This is a genomic window from Protaetiibacter larvae (assembly GCF_008365275.1).
Lineage (GTDB): Bacteria > Actinomycetota > Actinomycetes > Actinomycetales > Microbacteriaceae > Homoserinibacter > Homoserinibacter larvae.
The window spans coordinates 1,604,777-1,622,755 of the sequence record NZ_CP043504.1 but is presented as its reverse complement, the minus strand read 5'-3'; the positions used below and the strand labels follow the sequence as shown (position 1 = coordinate 1,622,755).

Below are 17,979 nucleotides of genomic sequence, written 5' to 3'. Positions count from 1 at the left end.
TCTAGCATCACGGCTTGATCAATGGAGAATCATCCTTGTACGGTTGACGACGGAGGTGTCATGTTCGCGATCACCGCGGATCAGGTCGACAGCCGGCACGGCCCCGCGCTCGGCGACGAGGGGCTGGCGCTCGTGACCCGGGTCGGGGGCGAGCGACTCAGCCTGCCCCCCGACCGCACCGCGGGCGACGAGGTGCAGGCGCTCACCGCGGATGCCGCGACGGCGCTCGCGCTCGCGCTCGCGCTCGCGCGCACCGGACGATGGAGCGTCGGCATCGGCATCGGCGAGATGGATGCGCCGCTCGTCGGCCCCACCCGCACCGCGAACGGCGCCGCGCTCGTGGCGGCGCGCGCGGCCGTGGAGTCGGCCAAGAAACGCCCCCTGCGGGCGGCCGTCGCGGGCGGCGCGGACGGCATCCGTCCGAGCGCGGCGACCGTGCAGACCTCGCTCGAGCTGCTGCTGCAGCTGCGCGACAGGCGCTCCCCGGAGGGCTGGGAGCTGCACGATCTCGTCGAGGCCGGACTCACCCAGGTGGAGGCCGCCCAGCGGCTCGGCATCACGCCGCAGGCCGCCAGCAAACGGGCGATCGCCGCAGGCCTGCGGTTGGATGCCGCCGCGCGCACCGCGCTCACCGAACTGCTCGAGCTCGCGGATGCGTCCGCCGGCCGGAAGGAGACCCGATGACCGTGCTCAGCTACCTGTTCTGGGCGTTCGCCCTGCTCGTGATCGTCGGCGGGGTCGTGGCCGCCGCGCTCGCCATCCGCTTGCGACGGCGCCCGCTCGCGCTGCTGAGCATCGTGCCGGTCGCCGGCGGGCTGCTGCTCGCGGCGTTCGGGATCGATCCCCTGCCCGAGCCGCACGGCTTCGGGGTGACTCTCGCCATCGGAATCGCGGCGATCGGCGTGATCGGCGGCAATCCGCTCACGGCGCAGGTGCTCGACGCCGCCACCCGCGGGACGGTCGCGGGCGGCGCGCACGGGGGGATCCTCATCGCGCACGACGGCTCGGAGGAACCACGCGAGGTGCTCCGCGGCGGCACCACGATCGGCTACCTCGAGCGGCTCGCGATCATCGGATCGGTCGCCGTCGGGCATCCCGAGGTGGTCGTGGCGCTCATCGCCGTGAAAGGCCTCGGCCGCTTCTCGGAGCTCGACTCGGCGACCGCCCGCGAGCGGTTCATCATCGGCACCCTCGCGAGCATGATCTGGGCGGGCGCCTGCGCCGTGCTCGCGGTCGTCACCGCGGCCTGACCGACCGGCGGGTCGCGGCGCGATACGCCGACACGGTCGGGTCGCCCGGGATCCAGAAGCGCAGCGGGAACGCATCCGTGCCCCCCGCGCCGGAGACGCCCACGCGCGGGCCGACCGCGACGGGCGCGGGACGTCCCGGCAGCTCAAGCGCGAAAGGGTCGCCGCCCAACGCCGCAGCGTCGTCGCCCAGCACGATGCCGAGGGCGCGGGTGAGGCGTGCCGGACCGCGGGCGAGGTCGACATCCTGCCGCGACGCGAGACGGCGCTCGCGCGCCCGCTCGATCCCGTCGACCACCTCTCCCGCGCGCAGCAGCACCGCACTCGCGGTGCCCGGCGGCGAGCAGACGATGTTGGCGCAGACGTGCATCCCGTAGCTGAAGTAGACGTAGAGGTGTCCCGGCTCGCCGAACATGGTGCGGGTTCGCGGCGTGATGCCACGGAACGCGTGGGATCCCGGATCCGTCGCGCCGAGGTACGCCTCGACCTCCGTCAGCCGAACGGCGACACCGCGACCGGTGAGACGGGCGCCGAGCAGCAGCGGCGCGACCTCGTCGGCCGGATGCGACAGCAGCTCCGCGAGGAGACTCAGGCGCCGACCCCCGTGAGCAGCGCGTAGACGACGACCGCGGCCACCACGAGCACCGCAGCGCCGATGAGCACCGGGAAGAGCCAGGGGCGCTTCGCGTCCACCTCGTGGCGGTAGTTCTTCGCGTGCTCGCGGCGCTCCCGGGGATCGCCCTTGCCGGACAGCGTCATGTCGTGACCTCCTGAACTCGTGCGGCGAGCGCCGCCAACTGCTCCGCCACCCGCTCGGGCGCGGTGCCCCCGACGCCCGCGCGGCTCGCGATCGAGCCGCGCACCGTGAGCACGGCCCGCACGTCACCGGTGAGCCGCGGATCGATGGCCGCGTACTGCGCGTCGCTCGGCTCGTCCAGCTCGAGCCCCTCCGCCTCGCAGAACCGGACGAGCGCGCCCGAGATCTCGTGCGCCTCCCGGAACGGAACCCCATGGCGCACCAGGTGGTCGGCCACATCCGTGGCGAGCGAGAAGCCCTGCGGGGCGAGCTCGGCGAGGCGCTCGAGGTCGAACTCGAGGGTCGCGACCATCCCGGTGAACGCCGGCAGCAGCACCTCGAGGGTCTGCACCGAGTCGAAGACTGGCTCCTTGTCCTCCTGGAGGTCGCGGTTGTAGCCGAGCGGAAGGCCCTTGAGCGTCGCGAGGAGGCCGGCGAGGTTGCCGATGAGCCTGCCCGACTTGCCGCGCGCGAGCTCCGCGATGTCGGGGTTCTTCTTCTGCGGCATGATCGACGACCCGGTCGAGTAGCCGTCGTGCAGCCGCACGAAGCCGAACTCGCGGGTGTTCCAGATGATGATCTCCTCCGCGAGCCGCGAGAGGTCGATGCCCACCTGGGCCGCGATGTAGGCGAACTCGGCGACCACGTCACGGCTCGCGGTGGCATCGATCGAGTTGGGCATGGGATGCCCGAGCCCGAGCTCGTGCGCGATCGCCACGGGGTCGAGACCGAGCGCCCCGCCCGCGACCGCGCCGGCGCCGTACGGCGACTCGGTCGCGCGGGCCCGCCAGTCGCGCAACCGCTCCAGGTCGCGCACGAGCGGCCAGGCGTGCGCGAGCAGCTGGTGCGCCAGCAGCAGCGGCTGGGCATGCTGCAGGTGGGTGCGTCCCGGCATCACGGCATCCGGGTGCGCCGATGCCTGGGCGGCGAGCGCATCCACGAGCTGCACGAGGAGGTGGCCGATGCGGCCCGCGTGGTCGAGCAGGTACAGGCGGATGAGGGTGGCGATCTGGTCGTTGCGGCTGCGGCCGGCGCGCAGCTTGCCGCCGAGTTCGGCGCCCACGGTGGCCACGAGCTCGCGTTCGAGGGCGAAGTGCACGTCTTCGTCGTCGGGCAGCGGCCGGATGACGCCGTCGCGGATGCCGCGGTCGATCACCTCGATACCCTCCAGCATCCGCGTGAGCTCGTCCGGGCTGAGGTATCCCGCGGCGGCGAGCGCGCGGGCGTGCGCGCGGGAGCCCTGCAGGTCGTACCCGGCGAGCGCCCAGTCGAAGTGCGTGGAGCGGCTGAGTGCCACGAGCTCGGGCGAGGGACCGCTCGCGAAACGGCCTCCCCAGAGGCTCGCGCCGCCCGCCGTGGCGTCGGTTCCCGTCGCGTCGCTCCCGAGCCCGTCGGGGGTGGCGGCTGATGCCATCGGTTCTCGTCTCCTCGTGTCGCAATCAGTCTAGAAGTCGCGCCGGGCCACTAGGGTGGCCCCATGTCCGAGCCGAACACTCCTGACGTCCCGCCCGTTCCGCCCGCCCCGCAGGCCCAACCCGCGCCGCAGTTCGGCGAGTTCGCCCCCGTCGAGCCGGCGCCCGCCGCCGCACCCGAGGTTCCTGTCGCACCGGTCGAGCCCGCGGCGCCCGTCGCGACCCCGGCCCCCGCGACCCCGGCCCCCGCGGCTCCGGGCTACCCCCAGGCTCCCGGCTACCCCCAGGCTCCCGGCTACGCCCCGGCACCCGGCTACGCCCAGAACGCGCAGCCCGTCTACGGTCAGCCCGGCTACGGTGCGGTCGCCGCGCCTCGCCGCCGCCGCACCTGGGATCTCGTGCTCACGATCGTGCTGCTCGTGCTCGGACTCGGCGGCCTCGGGCTCGGGCTGCTCTACGCGGTCGCGCTCACCGATGTCGACCTGCTGCGCGAGTCGCTCGCCGCGCAGGGCTACGACTGGAACGGCACCGTCGGGTCGGGTGCGGCCATCATCGCGATCAGCCATGTGGTGCTGTACCTCCTCGCGGTCGGCCTTTCGATCCCGCTGCTCATCAAGCGCAGGATCGTGGTGTTCTGGATCCCGCTCGTCGCGGGCGTGATCGCGGCGATCATCTTCTGGGGCACGCTCTACGGTGTGCTGCTGAGCGACCCGAACTTCATCGGCTCGCTCACCAACGCCTGACGCGTCACACCGCCGCGGCGCGCTCCAGCAGCCACACCAGCAGCGCCTTCTGGGCGTGCAGGCGGTTCTCCGCCTCGTCCCAGATGACGCTCTGCGGGCCGTCGATCACGTCGGCGGCGACCTCGTAGCCGCGGTCGGCGGGGAGGCAGTGCAGGAAGATCGCGTCGGACGCCGCAGTCGTCATGAGCTCGGTCGTCACCTGATAGCCGCCGAAGGTGGCCACGCGGTGCGCCTTCTCCTCCTCCTTGCCCATCGACACCCAGGTGTCGGTGACGACGACGTCGGCCCCCGCGACGGCGGCGCGCGGGTCGTCGGTGACGGTCACCGAGCCCCCGGTCTGCTCGGCGCGGCGCGCCGCGTCCTCGACGACGGATGCCGTCGGGCTGAACTCGGCCGGGCTCGCCACCCGCACATGCATCCCCGCGGTGGCGCCCGCGAGCAGGTAGCTGTGCGCCATGTTGCTCGCGCCGTCACCGAGGAACGCGACCGTGAGTCCCGCGAGCTGGCCCTTGTGCTCGCGGATGGTGAGCAGGTCGGCGAGCAGCTGGCAGGGGTGGAAGTCGTCGGAGAGGGCGTTCACGACCGGGACCCGGGTGCCGGCGGCCATCTCCTCGAGGCCCGACTGCGCGTAGGTGCGCCACACGATCGCCGACACCATCCGCTCGAGCACCCGCGCCGTGTCGGAGGGGGTCTCCTTGCCGCCGAGCTGGCTGTTGGCGGTGGAGATGATGAGCGGGCTGCCGCCGAGGTCGGCGATGCCGACCGCGAAGCTCACCCGGGTGCGCGTGGACGACTTGTCGAAGATGACGGCGACCGTCTGCGGACCTTCGAGCGGTGTGCGACCCCAGCGGTCGGCCTTGATGTCGGCCGCGAGATCGAGGATCTCGGCCTGCTCGGCAGGGCTCAGGTCGTCATCGCGCAGGAAGTGGCGGGTCATTCGGGTGCTCCGTGGTCGGTGGGAAGGATGTCGAGGGCGTCGGCGAACTTGCGGGTGAACTCGTGGAGCTCGTCGTCGCCGATGATGAGCGGCGGCGCGAGGCGGATGCGGCTCTCACTCGCCGGGTTGACGATGAGTCCCGCGTCGAGCGCGCGGCGGGCGACGATGCCGGCGACGGGTTCGGCGAGGCCGATCCCGAGCAACAGGCCGCGACCCTGGATGTCGGTGATGAGCGGCGAGCCGAGCAATTGGATGCGCGCACGCAGCTCCGCCCCGCGGATGCGGGCGTTCTCGACGAGACCGGCGCGCTCGATCTCGCCGAGCACCGCGTTGGCGGCGGCGGCGGCGAGCGGGTTGCCCCCGAAGGTCGAACCGTGGTGGCCGGGTCCGAACAGCTCCGACGCCGCCCCGAAGGTGACGAATGCGCCGATCGGGAAGCCGCCGCCGATGCCCTTCGCGAGCGCGATGGCATCCGGGACGATCCCCTCGTGCTGGAAGGCGAACCAGTCGCCCGTGCGACCCGCGCCGGTCTGGATCTCGTCCAGGATCAGCAGCGCGCCGTGCGTCGCCGTGAGCTCGCGCGCGGCCTTCAGGTAGCCCTCGGGAAGCTCCACGACGCCCGCCTCGCCCTTGATGGGTTCGACGACGAGCGCCGCCACATCTCCCCCGGCGAGCGCCTGCTCGAGCGCCTCGATCGTCGACGGCAGATGCTCCACCCCCGGCAGCAGCGGCTCGAAGGGCCCGCGCAGTGCGGGCTTCCCGGTGAGGCTCAACGAGCCCATGGTGCGGCCGTGGAAGGCGTTCTCGAGCGCCAGGATGCGGCGCTTCCCGGTGAGGCGCGCGAGCTTCACGGCCGCCTCGATCGCCTCGGCGCCCGAGTTGCAGAAGAACACCCGGTCGCCGCCGGTGAGGCGCACGAGCCGCTCCGCGAGCTCGAGCTGCGGCTGCGTCGCGAACAGGTTGGAGACGTGAGCGAGGGTGGCTGCCTGGCGGCTCACCGCCTCCACGAACACGGGATGCGCGTGACCGAGCGCGTTGACCGCGATGCCGGCCAGGAAGTCGAGGTAGTCCGTGCCGTCGACATCCCACACCCGGGCGCCCTCGCCGCGCGTGAGCACGGCGAGCGGCGCGGGGGCGGACTTCATGATGACGCGCGAGAAGAGCTCCACGTACGAGTCGGTGGTCTCGATACGCTCGCTGCGCGAGCTATTCGACCAGCGGGGATCGGTCATGCCGGCACCACCTCCGTGCCGATCCCGGCATCCGTGAAGATCTCGAGCAGCACCGAGTGCGGACGCCGCCCGTCGATGATGGCCGCCTTCGGCACCCCGCCGTCGACCGCCTCGAGGCATGCCGCCATCTTGGGGATCATGCCCGACTCGAGACCCGGCAGCAGCTCGGCGAGCTCGTCGCGCGTGAGGTGCGAGACGAGCGAGTCGCGGTTGGGCCAGTCGCGGTAGAGGCCGGCGACATCCGTCAGCACCACGAGCTTCTCGGCGCCGAGCGCGACCGCGAGCGCCGCCGCCGCCGAGTCGGCGTTGACGTTGAGCGACTGACCCGGCACGTCGATGTCGGGGGCGATCGACGAGATCACCGGGATGCGCCCGGCCTCGATCATGGCGAGCACGGCGGCCGGGTCGACCTCGACGACATCGCCGACGAGGCCGATGTCGACGAGCGTCTTCTCACCGTCGGGGCCGTCGACGAGCGCCCCGCGCTTGCGCGCCTGGAACAGCCCCGCGTCCTCCCCGGAGATCGCCGAGGCGAGCGGGCCGTGCTCGTTGATGAGCGAGACGAGCTCGCGGCTCACCTGGCCGGTGAGCACCATCCGCACGACCTCCATGGCCTCGGGGGTGGTCACCCGGTAGCCGCCGCGGAACTCGCTCGGGATGCCGAGCCGGTCGAGCATCGCCGAGATCTGCGGGCCGCCGCCGTGCACGACGACGGGCTTGAGCCCCACCGAGCGCAGGTAGACCATGTCCTGCGCGAAGGCGCGCTGCAGCTCGGCGTCCACCATGGCGTTGCCGCCGAACTTGACCACCACGATCCGCCCGGCGAACCGCAGCAGCCACGGCAGGGATTCGATGAGGGTCGCGGCCTTCACGGACGCTTCTTCCATGCTCATGAGGCGTAGGCGCTGTTCTCGTGCACGTAGTCGTGGGTGAGGTCGTTGGTGAGGATGGTGGCGTGCGCAGATCCGGCGTGCAGGTCGATGAGCACGTGGACCTCACGCGGGCGCAGGTCGACCTCGGTGCGCGGCCGGTCGGGCCCGCCCGCGGCGCACACCCGCACGCCGTTCATCGACACGTCCACCTCGTACGGGTCGAAGGCGGCCGCCGTGGTGCCGATCGCGGCGAGCACCCGGCCCCAGTTGGGGTCGTTGCCGAACACGGCCGCCTTGAACAGGTTGCTGCGCGACACGGCGCGACCCACCTCGACGGCGTCGTCCTCGTCCGCGGCGCCCACGACCTCGATGGCGATGTCGTGGCTGGCGCCCTCGGCGTCCGCCTGCAGCTGGCGGGCGAGATCCTGGCAGAGCTCGACGAGCGCCGCGGTGAACTCGGTGGGCTCCGGCTCCTCGCCGGACGCACCGCTCGCGAGCAGGGTCACCTGGTCGTTGGTGGACATGCAGCCGTCCGAGTCGAGCCGGTCGAAGCTCACCCGGGTGGCCTGGCGCAGCGCGGCGTCGAGCTGGGCGGGAAGCAGCACGGCATCGGTGGTGATGACGACGAGCATCGTGGCGAGGCCCGGCGCGAGCATCCCGGCACCCTTCGCCATGCCGCCGATCGTCCAGCCGCCGCGCCGCACGACGGCGGTCTTGGGCTTCGAGTCGGTCGTCATGATGGCACGCGCGGCGTCCGCGCCGCCGTTCGCGGTGCGCTCGACGGCCGCGAGGTGCGCCCCGGCCAGCAGCTTCGCGCGGTCGAGCTGCTCGCCGATGAGCCCCGTGGAGCACACCAGGATGTCGCCCGCCGAGACGCCGAGATCCTCGCCGACCGCCTCGGCGGTGGCGTGGGTGGTCTGGAAGCCCTCGGCACCGGTGAAGCAGTTCGCCCCGCCCGAGTTGAGCACGATGGCGCTCACGGTGCCGTCGGCGATCACCTGCTGCGACCAGATGATCGGGTTCGCCTTCGCGCGGTTGCTCGTGAACACCGCGGCGGCGCTGCGGAGGGGGCCCTCGTTGACGACGAGCGCGAGGTCGAGCCCGCCGAAGGTCTTGAGGCCGGCGGTGACGCCGGCGGCGGTGAATCCGGATGCGGCGGTGACGCTCACGGGGCGACTCCGTTCTGGGGAAGGCCGGTCGCCTCGGGCAGGCCGAGCGCGAGGTTGGCGGACTGGATGGCGGCACCCGCGGTGCCCTTGACGAGGTTGTCGATCGCCGAGACGACGACCACCCGCCCGGCGTTCTCGTCCACGGTCAGTCCGATGAGGGCGGTGTTGGCGCCTGTCGTGTCGCCCGAGCGAGGGAAGGAGCCCTCCGGCAGCAGCTGCACGAAGGTCTCCCCCGCGTACGCCGCCTCCCAGGCCTCCCGCACATCCGTGGCGGAGACGCCCGGGGCGAGCCGTGCCGTCGAGGTGGCGAGGATGCCGCGCGACATGGGTATGAGCACGGGCGTGAACGAGATGGTGACCCCTGCGCCGCCCGCCGCCTGCAGGTTCTGCACGATCTCGGGGGTGTGCCGGTGCACACCGCCCACCGCGTAGGCGCCGGCTGAGCCGGACTGCTCGCTGAACAGGAGGTCGGCCCGCAGCGACTTGCCGGCGCCGGAGGTGCCGACGGCGAGCACCGCGACGAGGTCGTTGGGCTCGATGACGCCCGCCGCGATGCCAGGGGCGAGTCCCAGCGTGATGGCGGTGACGTTGCAGCCGGGCACCGCGATCCGGGTGGCGCCGACGAGGTTCTCGCGCTGCTTGGTGGCACCGCCGTCGAGCAGCAGCTCGGGCAGGCCGTAGTTCCAGGCGCCGTGGTAGTCACCGCCGTAGAAGGCGTCCCAGGCGGCGGGGTCGGTGAGCCGGTGGTCGGCGCCGCAGTCGATGACGAGCACGTCCTCCGGAAGCCGGGCGGTGACCGCACCTGACGCGCCGTGCGGCAGGGCGAGGAAGACGACATCCGCCTCGGCGAGGATTGCCGGGTCGGTGGGTTGCAGCACGAGGTCGCGCAGGCTGCGCAGGTGGGGGTGGACGGCCGAGAGCGGCTGCCCGGCGTTCTGGTGCGCCGTGACGACGTTCACCTCGAACTCGGGGTGGGCCGCGAGCAGCCGGAGCAGCTCGCCACCCGCGTATCCGCTGGCGCCCGCGACGGCGACGGAGATGGGCATGGATCAACCTTAGGGTTCGACGGGACGTGGCAGCGGCGGCGACGTCACGCGAACGAGCGGGGGATCAGCTCAGGCGCGACGTCGCCGAGATTCGGCGCGCGCGGCGGACGCGACGGAGCTGCACGCTCTCGACCACGATCCGCTGACCCATGCGCATGAGGCTAGCAGACCCGCTGATCGAGTCGCCGCGCACCGGCCCCACCCGCTGATCGAGTAGCCGCGCAGCGGCGTATCGAGATCACCCCGTCGCCGCCACGAAGGCCGCATGGTCGGCCTCGGCCCGGTCGGCGTAGGCGAGCGCCCACTGCGCCATGGCGCGGTCGAAGGCATCCCCCGTGCCGAGGTAGCCGGCGATGAACGGCAGCGCCGGGCTCTGGGCGTGCCCGCGGGCGAGCACCCACGCGCAGGCCTTCGCGTACCAGCGGAACGCATCCTCGTCGAGCGCCTCGATCTCGACCGAGGAGTTGCCGTCGCGGAACTGCCGCACGTAGAACGCCCGGCCGTCGTTCTCGAGGTAGCCGAGGAACGGATCCGACACCGCCTGCAGGATGCGCTGCCCGCTCACCACGCGGTAGCCCGCCTCGGCGATCGCGCGCCCCTCGCGCACCCCCGGCAGCTCGGCGCCCGGCATGCCGCCGTGACTGTAGGCGACCGAGTCGCCCGCCTCCTTCACCTGCATGACGAGCGGCTCGCCGTCCGGCCCCGAGAACGCCAGGATGTAGCACCGCGTGCCCACGCTGCCCACGCCCACGACCCGTCGGGCGATGTCGTCGATGCGGTAGTGCGACAGCAGCAGGGCGATGTCGGCACGCGTCGTGAGCAGGTACTCCCCGAACAGCCGCTCGACCACCGCACGGACGTCGTCGCCGACATGCGTCAGCACGGGCGGGTTGTCGACGAACACCCGCCGCCCGTCCGCATCGAGCACGGTCGTGCGCGCCACCACATGCTGCGAGGTGCGGCGCTTCGCGGCCCGGCGCGCCTCGTCCACCACACCCACGAGGCTCGGTGGGACCCGCCCGCCCGCGTCCAAGTCGATCCGGCGGTAGAAGCGCTCGATCGGCGGGAGAGCGTCGAAGGCGCGCATCGCCCTACGATAGAAGCGCGTCGCGATCAGCGCATCCTCCTCCACGATCGCGGGGGCCGCATTCCTCGCCCGCGCAGCCACCACCACGCTCGTGACGAATCGCTTCACATCCCACTCCCACGGCGCCACGGCGACCTCGTCGAAGTCGTTCATGTCGAACACGAGGGTCCGCTGCGGCGACTGGTAGAACCCGAAGTTCGACAGGTGCGCATCCCCCGCGATCACCACCGCCGCCCCCGAGACCGGCTCGTCGCGCAGATCAGCGGCCTGCACGGCGGCCGTGCCGCGGTAGAACGCGAACGGGCTCTGCCGCATCCGCTCGGCGCGCAACGGCAGCAGCTCGGGCAGCCGGTCCACGTTCTGGGCGTCGATGATGCCGAGCGGGTCGCGCCTCGGCGACGGCCGGAAGGCAGCGTGCGCCGACCGCGGCAGCTCGCCCCGGCGGGCCCGACCCGCCGCGCGCAGCTCGGCCGCGGAGCGGACGTCGACCCCGTCGATGTGCGTCAGATCCATGCACGCTCCTCACCCGGCACCAGTGGATCGGGATGCTGGTGAATCTAGCGCGCCCGGGCATACAGTGAGGCGCACCAGCCCCCAACGGAGAGGACTCCCCCATGGCCGACTTCGACGATCTGCTCTCCCAGATCCCCATCGGCGACATCGCCGGGCGGCTCGAGATCGACCCCGACGACGCCCGAGACGCCGTGCAGAAGGTGCTTCCGGGACTCGTCGGCGGGCTGCAGGCCAACGCCGCCGACCCGGCCGGTGCCGCCTCCCTCGAGAAGGCGCTCGAGAAGCACAGCGGACTCCCGAGCCTGCGCGCGCTCGACGACATCGACACCACCGACGGCGAGAAGATCGTCGGCCACGTGTTCGGCGCCAACACCGACCAGGTCGCCGCACGCCTCGCAGACGCCTCCCCCTCCTCGGGCGTGACGAGCGGCATCATCGCCAAGATCCTGCCGATCGTCGCACCCATCGTGCTCGGCTGGCTCGCCAACAAGTTCCTCGGACAGGGCGGGCAGTCGTCCGCGACCACCCCGGCATCCGGCGGCATCGAGGATGCCCTGGGCGGACTCCTCGGAGGCGGCGGCGCACCCGGGGGCGGCGGCGGGCTCGGCGACATCCTCGGCGGGCTGCTCGGTGGCGGTTCCGGGGGCTCGAGCGGTGGCGGCGGGCTCGACGTGGGGAGCATCCTCGGCGGCCTGCTCGGCGGCGGGAGCCGCTGAGGCGGCGGTCCCGAGGGGCCGCGCTGCGCGGCGCTCCTCGACCGCCCGAGTGCAGCTACTCGCGGAGGGTGGCTCCGACACGCTCGGCAGCACGGGCCACCCCGGCGAGCTTCGCCTCGGTCGCCTCGGCGGCCGTCAGCGTGCGGTCGGCGGCACGGAACCGCAGCGCGAAGGTGAGCGACTTGCTGCCCTCCGGCACCCCCTGACCGCGGTAGTCGTCCACCAGCCGGATGTGCTCGAGCAGCGCGCCCGCCCCCTCCGCGACCGCATCCCGCACGGCGCCGGCGGGCACCGCGACCTCCACCACGAGCGAGAGGTCCTGGGTGGCCGCCGGGAGCGTGCCGATCGGCGTCGCGACACGGTCGCGGTCGCCGAAGGCGATGAGCGCATCAAGCTCGAGCTCGAACACCGCGACCTGCCGCGGCAGGTCGGAGTCCGCCGCGAGCGACGGCAGCAGCTCACCCGCGTGGCCGACAGGGACCTCGCCGACACGCAGCTCGGCGGTGCGACCGGGGTGCAGTGCGGGGTGGGATCCCTGCACCGCGCGGATCTCCACCCCGAGCGCGAGCGCCACCTGCTGCACGGCGTCGAGCGCATCCGCGATCCCCGCCTGCACGGCAACGACCCCGGGCTGCTTGGCGAGCGCGTCGCCGAGGAACAGTCCCGCGACCCGACGCGACTGCGGGGGGATCCCGGCGCCGAGCCGGGCGAGGGTGTCGTCGCCCGGGCGCACCGCGCCCAGCGGGATGAAGTCGGTGCCGTACGCCACCCCCGGCTCGGGCCGGAACACGGTGCCGAGCTCGAACAGGGCCAGATCGGTGAGCCCGCGCGCGAGGTTGCGGTGCGCCGTCTCCACGAGCCCCGGCAGCAGGGTGCGACGCAGCAGCGACAGCTGCGCGTCGAGAGCGTTCGCGAGCCGCACGGATGCCGCGCCCGGCTCGAAGCGCTCGGCCACCGCATCCGACACGAAGGGGTAGCTGAGCACCTCGGTGGCACCTGCCGCCGCGAGAGTCTGCGCCACCCGGCGACGTGCCGCCTGCGAGCCGGTGAGCCCGCGACCCGCGGGGGCGATCGGCAGCAGCGAGGGGATGCGGTCGTAGCCGGTGATGCGGGCGACCTCCTCGACGAGCGAGACGTCGTCGACCAGGTCGGGGCGCCAGCTCGGCGGCGTCACGGTGGCCACCTCCCCGTCGAGAGCGACCTCGGCGCCGATCAGCTCGAGCGTGCCGACCACCTCCTCGCGCGTGTACGGCACGCCGATGACGGCCGCCGCACGGTCGAGCGGGAGGCGGATCGGGGAGAGCGGAACCGAGGCGTCGTACAGGGCGCCCACGGTGTCGAGCGTGCCGCCGGCGAGCTCGACGAGCAGCTGCGCCACGCGGGCGGTCGCAAGCGGCGCCATCCGCGGGTCGACGCCGCGCTCGTAGCGCTTCGCCGCCTCGCTCGGCAGCTTGTGACGGCGCACGCTGCGCGCGATCGTCACCGGATCCCAGATCGCGGCCTCGACGAGCACATCGGTCGTCGTGTCGGAGATCTCGCTGAACGCCCCACCCATGACGCCCGCGAGACCGAGCGGACGCACGGCGTCGGCCACCAGCAGGTCAGCGGGATCGAGCGCGCGGACCTTGCCGTCGAGCGTCTCGATGCTCTCGCCCGGATTCGCGCGACGCACCACCAGGCCGCCCGCGTCCACCTTCGCGAGGTCGTAGGCGTGGTTCGGGGCGCCCAGTTCGAGCATGACGTAGTTGGAGATGTCGACCGTGAGCGACACCGAGCGGATGCCCGCCAGCCGCAGCCGGGACGACATCCAGGGGGGTGTCGGCCGGGTCGGGTCGATGCCGCGCACCACCCGCACGGAGAACACCGAGCACCCGGCGCGGCCGCGCACCGGCGCCGAGTCGGTGATGGTGAGGGGGAATCCGGACGCCTCGGGCGCCACGATGCTCGCCGCCGGGTCGCGGAACGCGGCCCCCGTGGAGTGCGAGTACTCGCGCGCGATGCCGCGGATCGAGAAGGCGTAGCCGCGATCCGGAGTCACGTTCACCTCGACGGCCGCGTCGTCCAGACCGAGCAACGCGATCGCGTCGGTGCCGGGCTCCGGGTCGAGGCCGAGCGAGGCGAGGCGCAGGATGCCGTCGTGCTCGTCGCCGAGCCCCAGCTCGCGCGCGGAGGCGATCATGCCGTCCGAGACATGTCCATAGGTCTTCCGCGCGGCGATCGGGAACGGACCGGGCAGCACGGCGCCGGGAAGCGTCACGACGACCTTGTCGCCCGCGACGAAGTTGTGCGCGCCGCAGACGATGCCGCGCGGCTCCGCCTCGCCGACATCCACCTGGCACCAGTTGATGGTCTTGCCGTTGGACTGCGGCTCCGGCTCGACGCTCAGCACCCGGCCGACCACGATCGGGCCGGTGAGCGGGAAGCCGTGGGTGTCCTCCTCCTCGAGGCCCACCTTCACGAGCGCGGCGTGCAGGTGCTCGAGGGTCACGTCCTCGGGAAGGTCGACCCACTGACCGAGCCATGAGATCGGGACCCGCATCACACCACCATCCCGAACTGCTGCGAGAAGCGCACATCGCCCTCGACCATGTCGCGCATGTCGTTCATCTCGTTGCGGAACTGCAGGGTGCGCTCGATGCCCATGCCGAAGGCGAAACCCTGGTACTCGTCCGGGTCGATGCCGGCCGAACGCAGCACGTTCGGGTTCACCATGCCGCAGCCGCCCCACTCCACCCAGCGTGCGCCGCCCTTGGCGTTCGGCTGCCAGACGTCCATCTCGGCGCTCGGCTCGGTGAACGGGAAGTAGTTGGGGCGCAGGCGGATCTGGGCGCCCTCGCCGAACATGGCGCGCGCGAGGTGCTCGAGGGTGCCGCGCAGGTGCGCCATCGTGAGGCCCTTGTCGATCGCGATGCCCTCGATCTGGTGGAAGACCGGGGTGTGGGTCGCGTCGAGCTCGTCGGTGCGGTACACCCGGCCCACCGCGGCGACATACACCGGCAGCGGGCGGCTCAACAGCGAGCGGATCTGCACGGGGCTCGTGTGGGTGCGCATCACGAGGTGCCGCTCCGCCGGCTCGACGAAGAAGGTGTCCTGCATGGCGCGGGCCGGGTGGTCCTCGTCGAAGTTGAGGGCGTCGAAGTTGAACCACTCGTGCTCGAGCTCGGGACCCTCGCCGATCTCCCAGCCCATCGCCACGAAGAGATCGCTCATCTGCTCCATGAGCAGCGACAGCGGATGCCGGGCACCGCGGTTCCAGCGGGACGCGACCGCGGTGACGTCCACCGCCTCCGCGACGAGACGCGCCTCCTCCTCGGCGACGAGGATGCGCGCATCCGCCTCCGCGAGCGCCTGATTCAGCTGCGCCCGGGCCTGGCCGACGAGCTTGCCCGCCGCCGCCTTCTGGTCGCCGGGGAGGTCGCGGATGGCGCCGTTCAGCACGGCGAGCGGGGAGGCCTCCCCCGCATGCGCGGCGCGCGCGGCCTTCAGGGCCGACGAATCGGCGGCCGCGCCGATCGCCGCGAGCGCGGTCGCGAGCGCCTCGGCGACGGCCTGCTCGGTGATGGGACTGGGGGTCGACACGAACATCGAGTCTATCGGCGCGTGCACGCCACGCCGGCCGCGACCGCGAAAGGTTGACCGGCCACCCGCACGGCCCCACAATGGGGGGCACGCGGATGTGTCCCGGTCATGACCGCCCCCACCCCCACAACCCCGAGGTGCCGCCATGACCGCTCGTCGCCCCCTCCTCGCCTCCACCGCCCTCCTCGCGGCCCTCGCCCTCGCCATCGTCCCGGTGACGCCCGCGGCCGCGGCACCCGGCAACGACGACTTCGCCGACGCCGTCGACGTCGGACTCGGCTGGACCGTCGTCGACCTCGTCGACGCCACCCTCGAACCGGGCGAACCGACCACCTGCGTCGAACACGACCCCGACTTCTCCTCGTACTTCTACCCGGCCGCGTCGAGCGTCTGGTATCGCTTCACGTCGCCCACGGCGCAGACCATCCGGGGCTCGATCACCGACTACCACGCACAGACCGGTGTCGTGCACGTCTACACGGGTGCGTCCCTCGGCGCGCTGAGCTCGGTCACCTGCGGCGACGGCAACGACCGTCCGGGCTTCGCATTCCAGGCGGCAGCCGGCCAGACCTTCTACATCCAGGTGGGCGCCCTCGACGACGGCGACGGCCTGATCCCCGAGGCGACGCTGTTCCTCTCGGCGCTCCCGCCGATCCCCAACACCACGCCGGCGGGGGCAATCACGCTCGCCGTGCCGTCGACGACCACCGCGGACACCTTCGGCACGGATGCGGAACTGGTCGCGCCGTACGGCTGCAGCCCCGAAGACCGGGCGATCATGAACGACCTCTTCTACCGGTTCACCGCGCCCGCGACCGGCGTCGTCACGATCGACGCGAGCGCGTCCGACTTCGCCGTCGACTTCGCCGTGTATCCCTACGCGCTTCCCCCGGGCGACCCGATCGCCTGCCCGTGGCCGGGCAGTTCCGGACACGAGCCCTACCCGGGCACGGCGACCGCCATCACGACGATCCCGGTCACCGCCGGGGCCAGCTACCTCATCCAGGTCGGCGGCTTCTACCTCGGCCTGGGAACGGTCTCACTCAGCCTCAGCCAGCCGCCGTCCACCCCGCCGGCCGTCACGAAGGTGGCGCCCCTCATCGGCCCCCGCAAGGGCGGGACGACGGTGACCATCACCGGCACCGGGTTCACCCCCGACTCGACCGTCGCGTTCGGCGCCCTCGCCGCCGCATCCGTCACGTACGTGTCGCCCACCACGCTGCGCGCCGTCACCCCGCGGGTGCCGTCGGCACGTCTCGTCGAGGTGTACGTCACCACCCCGGCAGGGACATCGCCCAAGGCGCTGCTCGCCAAGTTCCTCTACCTGGGATGACCCGGAGGAACCAGAGGAACCGGGGCGCGCTCAATCGCGCTGTGCGAACGCGCTCTGGTAGAGGCACACCGACGCCGCGGTCGCCAGGTTCATCGACTCCGCGTGGCCGTAGATCGGCACCCTGACCGCCCGGTCGGCGAGCGCGAGCTGGGCCTCGCTGAGCCCATGCGCCTCGTTGCCGAACAGCCACGCCGTGGGGCGGGGAAGATCCCCGCGAAGCGTCGGAAGCTCCTCCCCCGAGATGTCGGCGGCGAGCACCTGCATCCCCGCCGCGCGCACCGCGTGGAGCGCATGCTCGAGGGTGCCGCCCTGCGCGAGCGGCAGGTGGAAGATCGACCCCGTCGTCGAACGCACCACCTTCGGGTTGTACGCGTCGACGCTCTTGCCCGTGAGGATCACGCCGTCGGCCCCCGCGGCATCCGCGGCCCGGATGATCGTGCCGGCGTTGCCCGGGTCGCGGATCTCCTCCAGGATCGCGACCAGCCGCGCACCCTGAGCCAGCAGGTCCTTGATGGTCACCGGGAACTGGCGGCACACCGCGATGACACCCTGCGGGGTGACCGTGTCGGCCATCGCCTCGAGCACCGCGTTCGACACGGCCTCCGCCTCGATACCCGCCACCGAGAGCCCCCGCCCGAGCTCCGGATGACGCTCGAACACGCCGCGCGTCGCGAACACGTCCACGATGAGCTCCGGATGGAACGACAGCGCCTCGCGCAACGCCTGGGGCCCCTCCACGAGGAACAGCCCGGTCTCCTCGCGGGCCGCGCGCTTGGCCAGTTTCGCCACGGCGCGCACGCGCGGGGAGCGCGGGTTGTCGATCACGTGTGGATCATACCCATGGCGGCACATGCGAAAGGCGCGCCTCCCCCAGGGAGACGCGCCTTTCGTGCGGGCGGGTTACGCCGCGCTCTTGGGGGCGTTCACATCGCTCGGCAGAGCGGCCTTCGCCGCCGCCACGAGACCCGTGAAGGTCGCCGGCTCGTTGACCGCGAGCTCCGCGAGGATGCGGCGGTCGACCTCGATGCCCGCCAGGCCGAGGCCCTGGATGAGGCGGTTGTAGGTGATGCCGTTCGCGCGGGCCGCGGCGTTGATCCGCTGGATCCACAGGCGACGGAACTCGCCCTTCTTCGCGTGACGGTCGCGGTAGGCGTAGACGAGCGAGTGGGTGACCTGCTCCTTCGCCTTGCGGTAGAGGCGCGACCGCTGACCGCGGTAGCCCTCGGCGCGCTCGAGCGTGGTGCGGCGCTTCTTGGCGGCGTTGACCGCCCTCTTGACACGTGCCATTTCTCTGAAG

The 17,979-nt window shown here is 72.4% G+C and carries 18 protein-coding genes; 5 read left to right on the top strand and 13 right to left on the bottom strand.

All coding sequences use genetic code 11. The features are described 5' to 3' along the window. Positions 1 to 60 precede the first annotated feature (60 nt). Together FLP23_RS07700 and FLP23_RS07695 are read left to right on the top strand one after the other, a co-directional pair. Positions 61 to 684 (top strand): DNA-binding protein, encoded by a 624-nt coding sequence (locus FLP23_RS07700; protein WP_149325316.1) that lies wholly within the window; start codon positions 61 to 63, stop codon positions 682 to 684. After that, the gene (locus tag FLP23_RS07695; RefSeq protein ID WP_149325315.1) at positions 681 to 1,250 is read left to right on the top strand and encodes a hypothetical protein; all 570 of its coding nucleotides are present in this window, start codon (positions 681 to 683) and stop codon (positions 1,248 to 1,250) included. Before FLP23_RS07700 ends, FLP23_RS07695 begins: the two co-directional genes overlap by 4 nt. Here FLP23_RS07695 and FLP23_RS07690 read toward each other — a convergent pair. Genes FLP23_RS07690 through argH form a run of 3 tightly spaced genes read right to left on the bottom strand, consistent with a single transcriptional unit; the run spans position 1,237 to position 3,457 of the window. After that, positions 1,237 to 1,839: a DNA-3-methyladenine glycosylase gene (locus FLP23_RS07690; RefSeq protein WP_210414028.1), complete on the bottom strand. Its 603-nt coding sequence runs from the start codon at positions 1,837 to 1,839 to the stop codon at positions 1,237 to 1,239. The genes FLP23_RS07695 and FLP23_RS07690 overlap by 14 nt on opposite strands. Beyond that, a complete protein-coding gene (locus tag FLP23_RS12245; RefSeq protein ID WP_168200329.1) occupies positions 1,836 to 2,006 on the bottom strand; it encodes a hypothetical protein in 171 nt (56 codons plus the stop codon). The genes FLP23_RS07690 and FLP23_RS12245 overlap by 4 nt, the downstream gene beginning before the upstream one ends. Continuing rightward, entirely contained in the window at positions 2,003 to 3,457 is a 1,455-nt protein-coding gene (gene argH / locus FLP23_RS07685; protein ID WP_149325314.1) for an argininosuccinate lyase, read from the bottom strand. Before argH ends, FLP23_RS12245 begins: the two co-directional genes overlap by 4 nt. A 63-nt stretch (positions 3,458 to 3,520) precedes the next feature. Here argH and FLP23_RS07680 point away from each other — a divergent pair, with 63 nt between their 5' ends. After that, positions 3,521 to 4,198, top strand: a complete 678-nt coding sequence (locus FLP23_RS07680) for a DUF6264 family protein (protein ID WP_149325313.1) — start codon at positions 3,521 to 3,523, stop codon at positions 4,196 to 4,198. A gap of 4 nt (positions 4,199 to 4,202) precedes the next feature. Here FLP23_RS07680 and argF read toward each other — a convergent pair whose 3' ends face one another. The 6 genes from argF to FLP23_RS07650 all read right to left on the bottom strand — a co-directional run bounded on the left by argF (position 4,203) and on the right by FLP23_RS07650 (position 11,054). Next, complete coding sequence (gene argF / locus FLP23_RS07675; RefSeq protein WP_149325312.1) at positions 4,203 to 5,135, bottom strand: ornithine carbamoyltransferase; 933 nt, start codon at positions 5,133 to 5,135, stop codon at positions 4,203 to 4,205. Next, the gene (locus FLP23_RS07670) at positions 5,132 to 6,367 is read right to left on the bottom strand and encodes an acetylornithine transaminase (RefSeq protein WP_149325311.1); all 1,236 of its coding nucleotides are present in this window, start codon (positions 6,365 to 6,367) and stop codon (positions 5,132 to 5,134) included. Before FLP23_RS07670 ends, argF begins: the two co-directional genes overlap by 4 nt. Further along, the gene (gene argB, locus FLP23_RS07665) at positions 6,364 to 7,260 is read right to left on the bottom strand and encodes an acetylglutamate kinase (protein ID WP_149325310.1); all 897 of its coding nucleotides are present in this window, start codon (positions 7,258 to 7,260) and stop codon (positions 6,364 to 6,366) included. Before argB ends, FLP23_RS07670 begins: the two co-directional genes overlap by 4 nt. Continuing rightward, positions 7,257 to 8,408 carry a bifunctional glutamate N-acetyltransferase/amino-acid acetyltransferase ArgJ gene (gene argJ / locus FLP23_RS07660; protein ID WP_149325309.1) on the bottom strand — a complete coding sequence of 384 codons (1,152 nt, stop codon included), beginning with the start codon at positions 8,406 to 8,408 and terminating at the stop codon, positions 7,257 to 7,259. The genes argB and argJ overlap by 4 nt, the downstream gene beginning before the upstream one ends. Then, the gene (gene argC, locus FLP23_RS07655) at positions 8,405 to 9,454 is read right to left on the bottom strand and encodes an N-acetyl-gamma-glutamyl-phosphate reductase (protein ID WP_149325308.1); all 1,050 of its coding nucleotides are present in this window, start codon (positions 9,452 to 9,454) and stop codon (positions 8,405 to 8,407) included. The genes argJ and argC overlap by 4 nt, the downstream gene beginning before the upstream one ends. Before the next feature lie 238 nt (positions 9,455 to 9,692). Further along, on the bottom strand, positions 9,693 to 11,054 hold the full coding sequence (locus FLP23_RS07650) for a DUF2252 domain-containing protein (RefSeq protein ID WP_149325307.1): 1,362 nt from the start codon (positions 11,052 to 11,054) through the stop codon (positions 9,693 to 9,695). 101 nt (positions 11,055 to 11,155) lie between these two features. Here FLP23_RS07650 and FLP23_RS07645 point away from each other — a divergent pair, with 101 nt between their 5' ends. Continuing rightward, on the top strand, positions 11,156 to 11,770 hold the full coding sequence (locus FLP23_RS07645) for a DUF937 domain-containing protein (RefSeq protein ID WP_149325306.1): 615 nt from the start codon (positions 11,156 to 11,158) through the stop codon (positions 11,768 to 11,770). A gap of 55 nt (positions 11,771 to 11,825) precedes the next feature. On the opposite strand, the gene pheT is transcribed toward FLP23_RS07645, so the two are convergent. Both pheT and pheS read right to left on the bottom strand, forming a co-directional pair. Beyond that, entirely contained in the window at positions 11,826 to 14,309 is a 2,484-nt protein-coding gene (pheT, locus tag FLP23_RS07640; RefSeq protein ID WP_149325305.1) for a phenylalanine--tRNA ligase subunit beta, read from the bottom strand. Then, on the bottom strand, positions 14,309 to 15,355 hold the full coding sequence (pheS, locus tag FLP23_RS07635; protein WP_168200406.1) for a phenylalanine--tRNA ligase subunit alpha: 1,047 nt from the start codon (positions 15,353 to 15,355) through the stop codon (positions 14,309 to 14,311). The genes pheT and pheS overlap by 1 nt, the downstream gene beginning before the upstream one ends. A gap of 139 nt (positions 15,356 to 15,494) precedes the next feature. On the opposite strand from pheS, the gene FLP23_RS07630 reads away from it, so the two are divergent. Further along, a complete protein-coding gene (locus FLP23_RS07630; protein ID WP_149325303.1) occupies positions 15,495 to 16,682 on the top strand; it encodes an IPT/TIG domain-containing protein in 1,188 nt (395 codons plus the stop codon). A gap of 30 nt (positions 16,683 to 16,712) precedes the next feature. Here the strand turns inward: FLP23_RS07630 and FLP23_RS07625 are convergent, their stop codons facing one another. Then, on the bottom strand, positions 16,713 to 17,507 hold the full coding sequence (locus tag FLP23_RS07625; RefSeq protein WP_149325302.1) for a TrmH family RNA methyltransferase: 795 nt from the start codon (positions 17,505 to 17,507) through the stop codon (positions 16,713 to 16,715). A 75-nt stretch (positions 17,508 to 17,582) separates the two neighbouring features. Then, positions 17,583 to 17,969, bottom strand: coding sequence for a 50S ribosomal protein L20 (rplT, locus tag FLP23_RS07620; RefSeq protein WP_149325301.1), 387 nt, complete (start codon positions 17,967 to 17,969; stop codon positions 17,583 to 17,585). Positions 17,970 to 17,979 lie beyond the last annotated feature (10 nt).

Coding starts and splice junctions, on each gene's coding strand:
- FLP23_RS07700 (WP_149325316.1), top strand. CDS start 61: ATGTTCGCGATCACCGCGGATCAGGTCGACAGCCGGCACGGCCCCGCG.
- FLP23_RS07695 (WP_149325315.1), top strand. CDS start 681: ATGACCGTGCTCAGCTACCTGTTCTGGGCGTTCGCCCTGCTCGTGATC.
- FLP23_RS12245 (WP_168200329.1), bottom strand. CDS start 2,006: ATGACGCTGTCCGGCAAGGGCGATCCCCGGGAGCGCCGCGAGCACGCG.
- argH (WP_149325314.1), bottom strand. CDS start 3,457: ATGGCATCAGCCGCCACCCCCGACGGGCTCGGGAGCGACGCGACGGGA.
- FLP23_RS07680 (WP_149325313.1), top strand. CDS start 3,521: ATGTCCGAGCCGAACACTCCTGACGTCCCGCCCGTTCCGCCCGCCCCG.
- argF (WP_149325312.1), bottom strand. CDS start 5,135: ATGACCCGCCACTTCCTGCGCGATGACGACCTGAGCCCTGCCGAGCAG.
- FLP23_RS07670 (WP_149325311.1), bottom strand. CDS start 6,367: ATGACCGATCCCCGCTGGTCGAATAGCTCGCGCAGCGAGCGTATCGAG.
- argB (WP_149325310.1), bottom strand. CDS start 7,260: ATGAGCATGGAAGAAGCGTCCGTGAAGGCCGCGACCCTCATCGAATCC.
- argC (WP_149325308.1), bottom strand. CDS start 9,454: ATGCCCATCTCCGTCGCCGTCGCGGGCGCCAGCGGATACGCGGGTGGC.
- FLP23_RS07650 (WP_149325307.1), bottom strand. CDS start 11,054: ATGGATCTGACGCACATCGACGGGGTCGACGTCCGCTCCGCGGCCGAG.
- FLP23_RS07645 (WP_149325306.1), top strand. CDS start 11,156: ATGGCCGACTTCGACGATCTGCTCTCCCAGATCCCCATCGGCGACATC.
- pheT (WP_149325305.1), bottom strand. CDS start 14,309: ATGCGGGTCCCGATCTCATGGCTCGGTCAGTGGGTCGACCTTCCCGAG.
- pheS (WP_168200406.1), bottom strand. CDS start 15,355: ATGTTCGTGTCGACCCCCAGTCCCATCACCGAGCAGGCCGTCGCCGAG.
- FLP23_RS07630 (WP_149325303.1), top strand. CDS start 15,495: ATGACCGCTCGTCGCCCCCTCCTCGCCTCCACCGCCCTCCTCGCGGCC.
- rplT (WP_149325301.1), bottom strand. CDS start 17,969: ATGGCACGTGTCAAGAGGGCGGTCAACGCCGCCAAGAAGCGCCGCACC.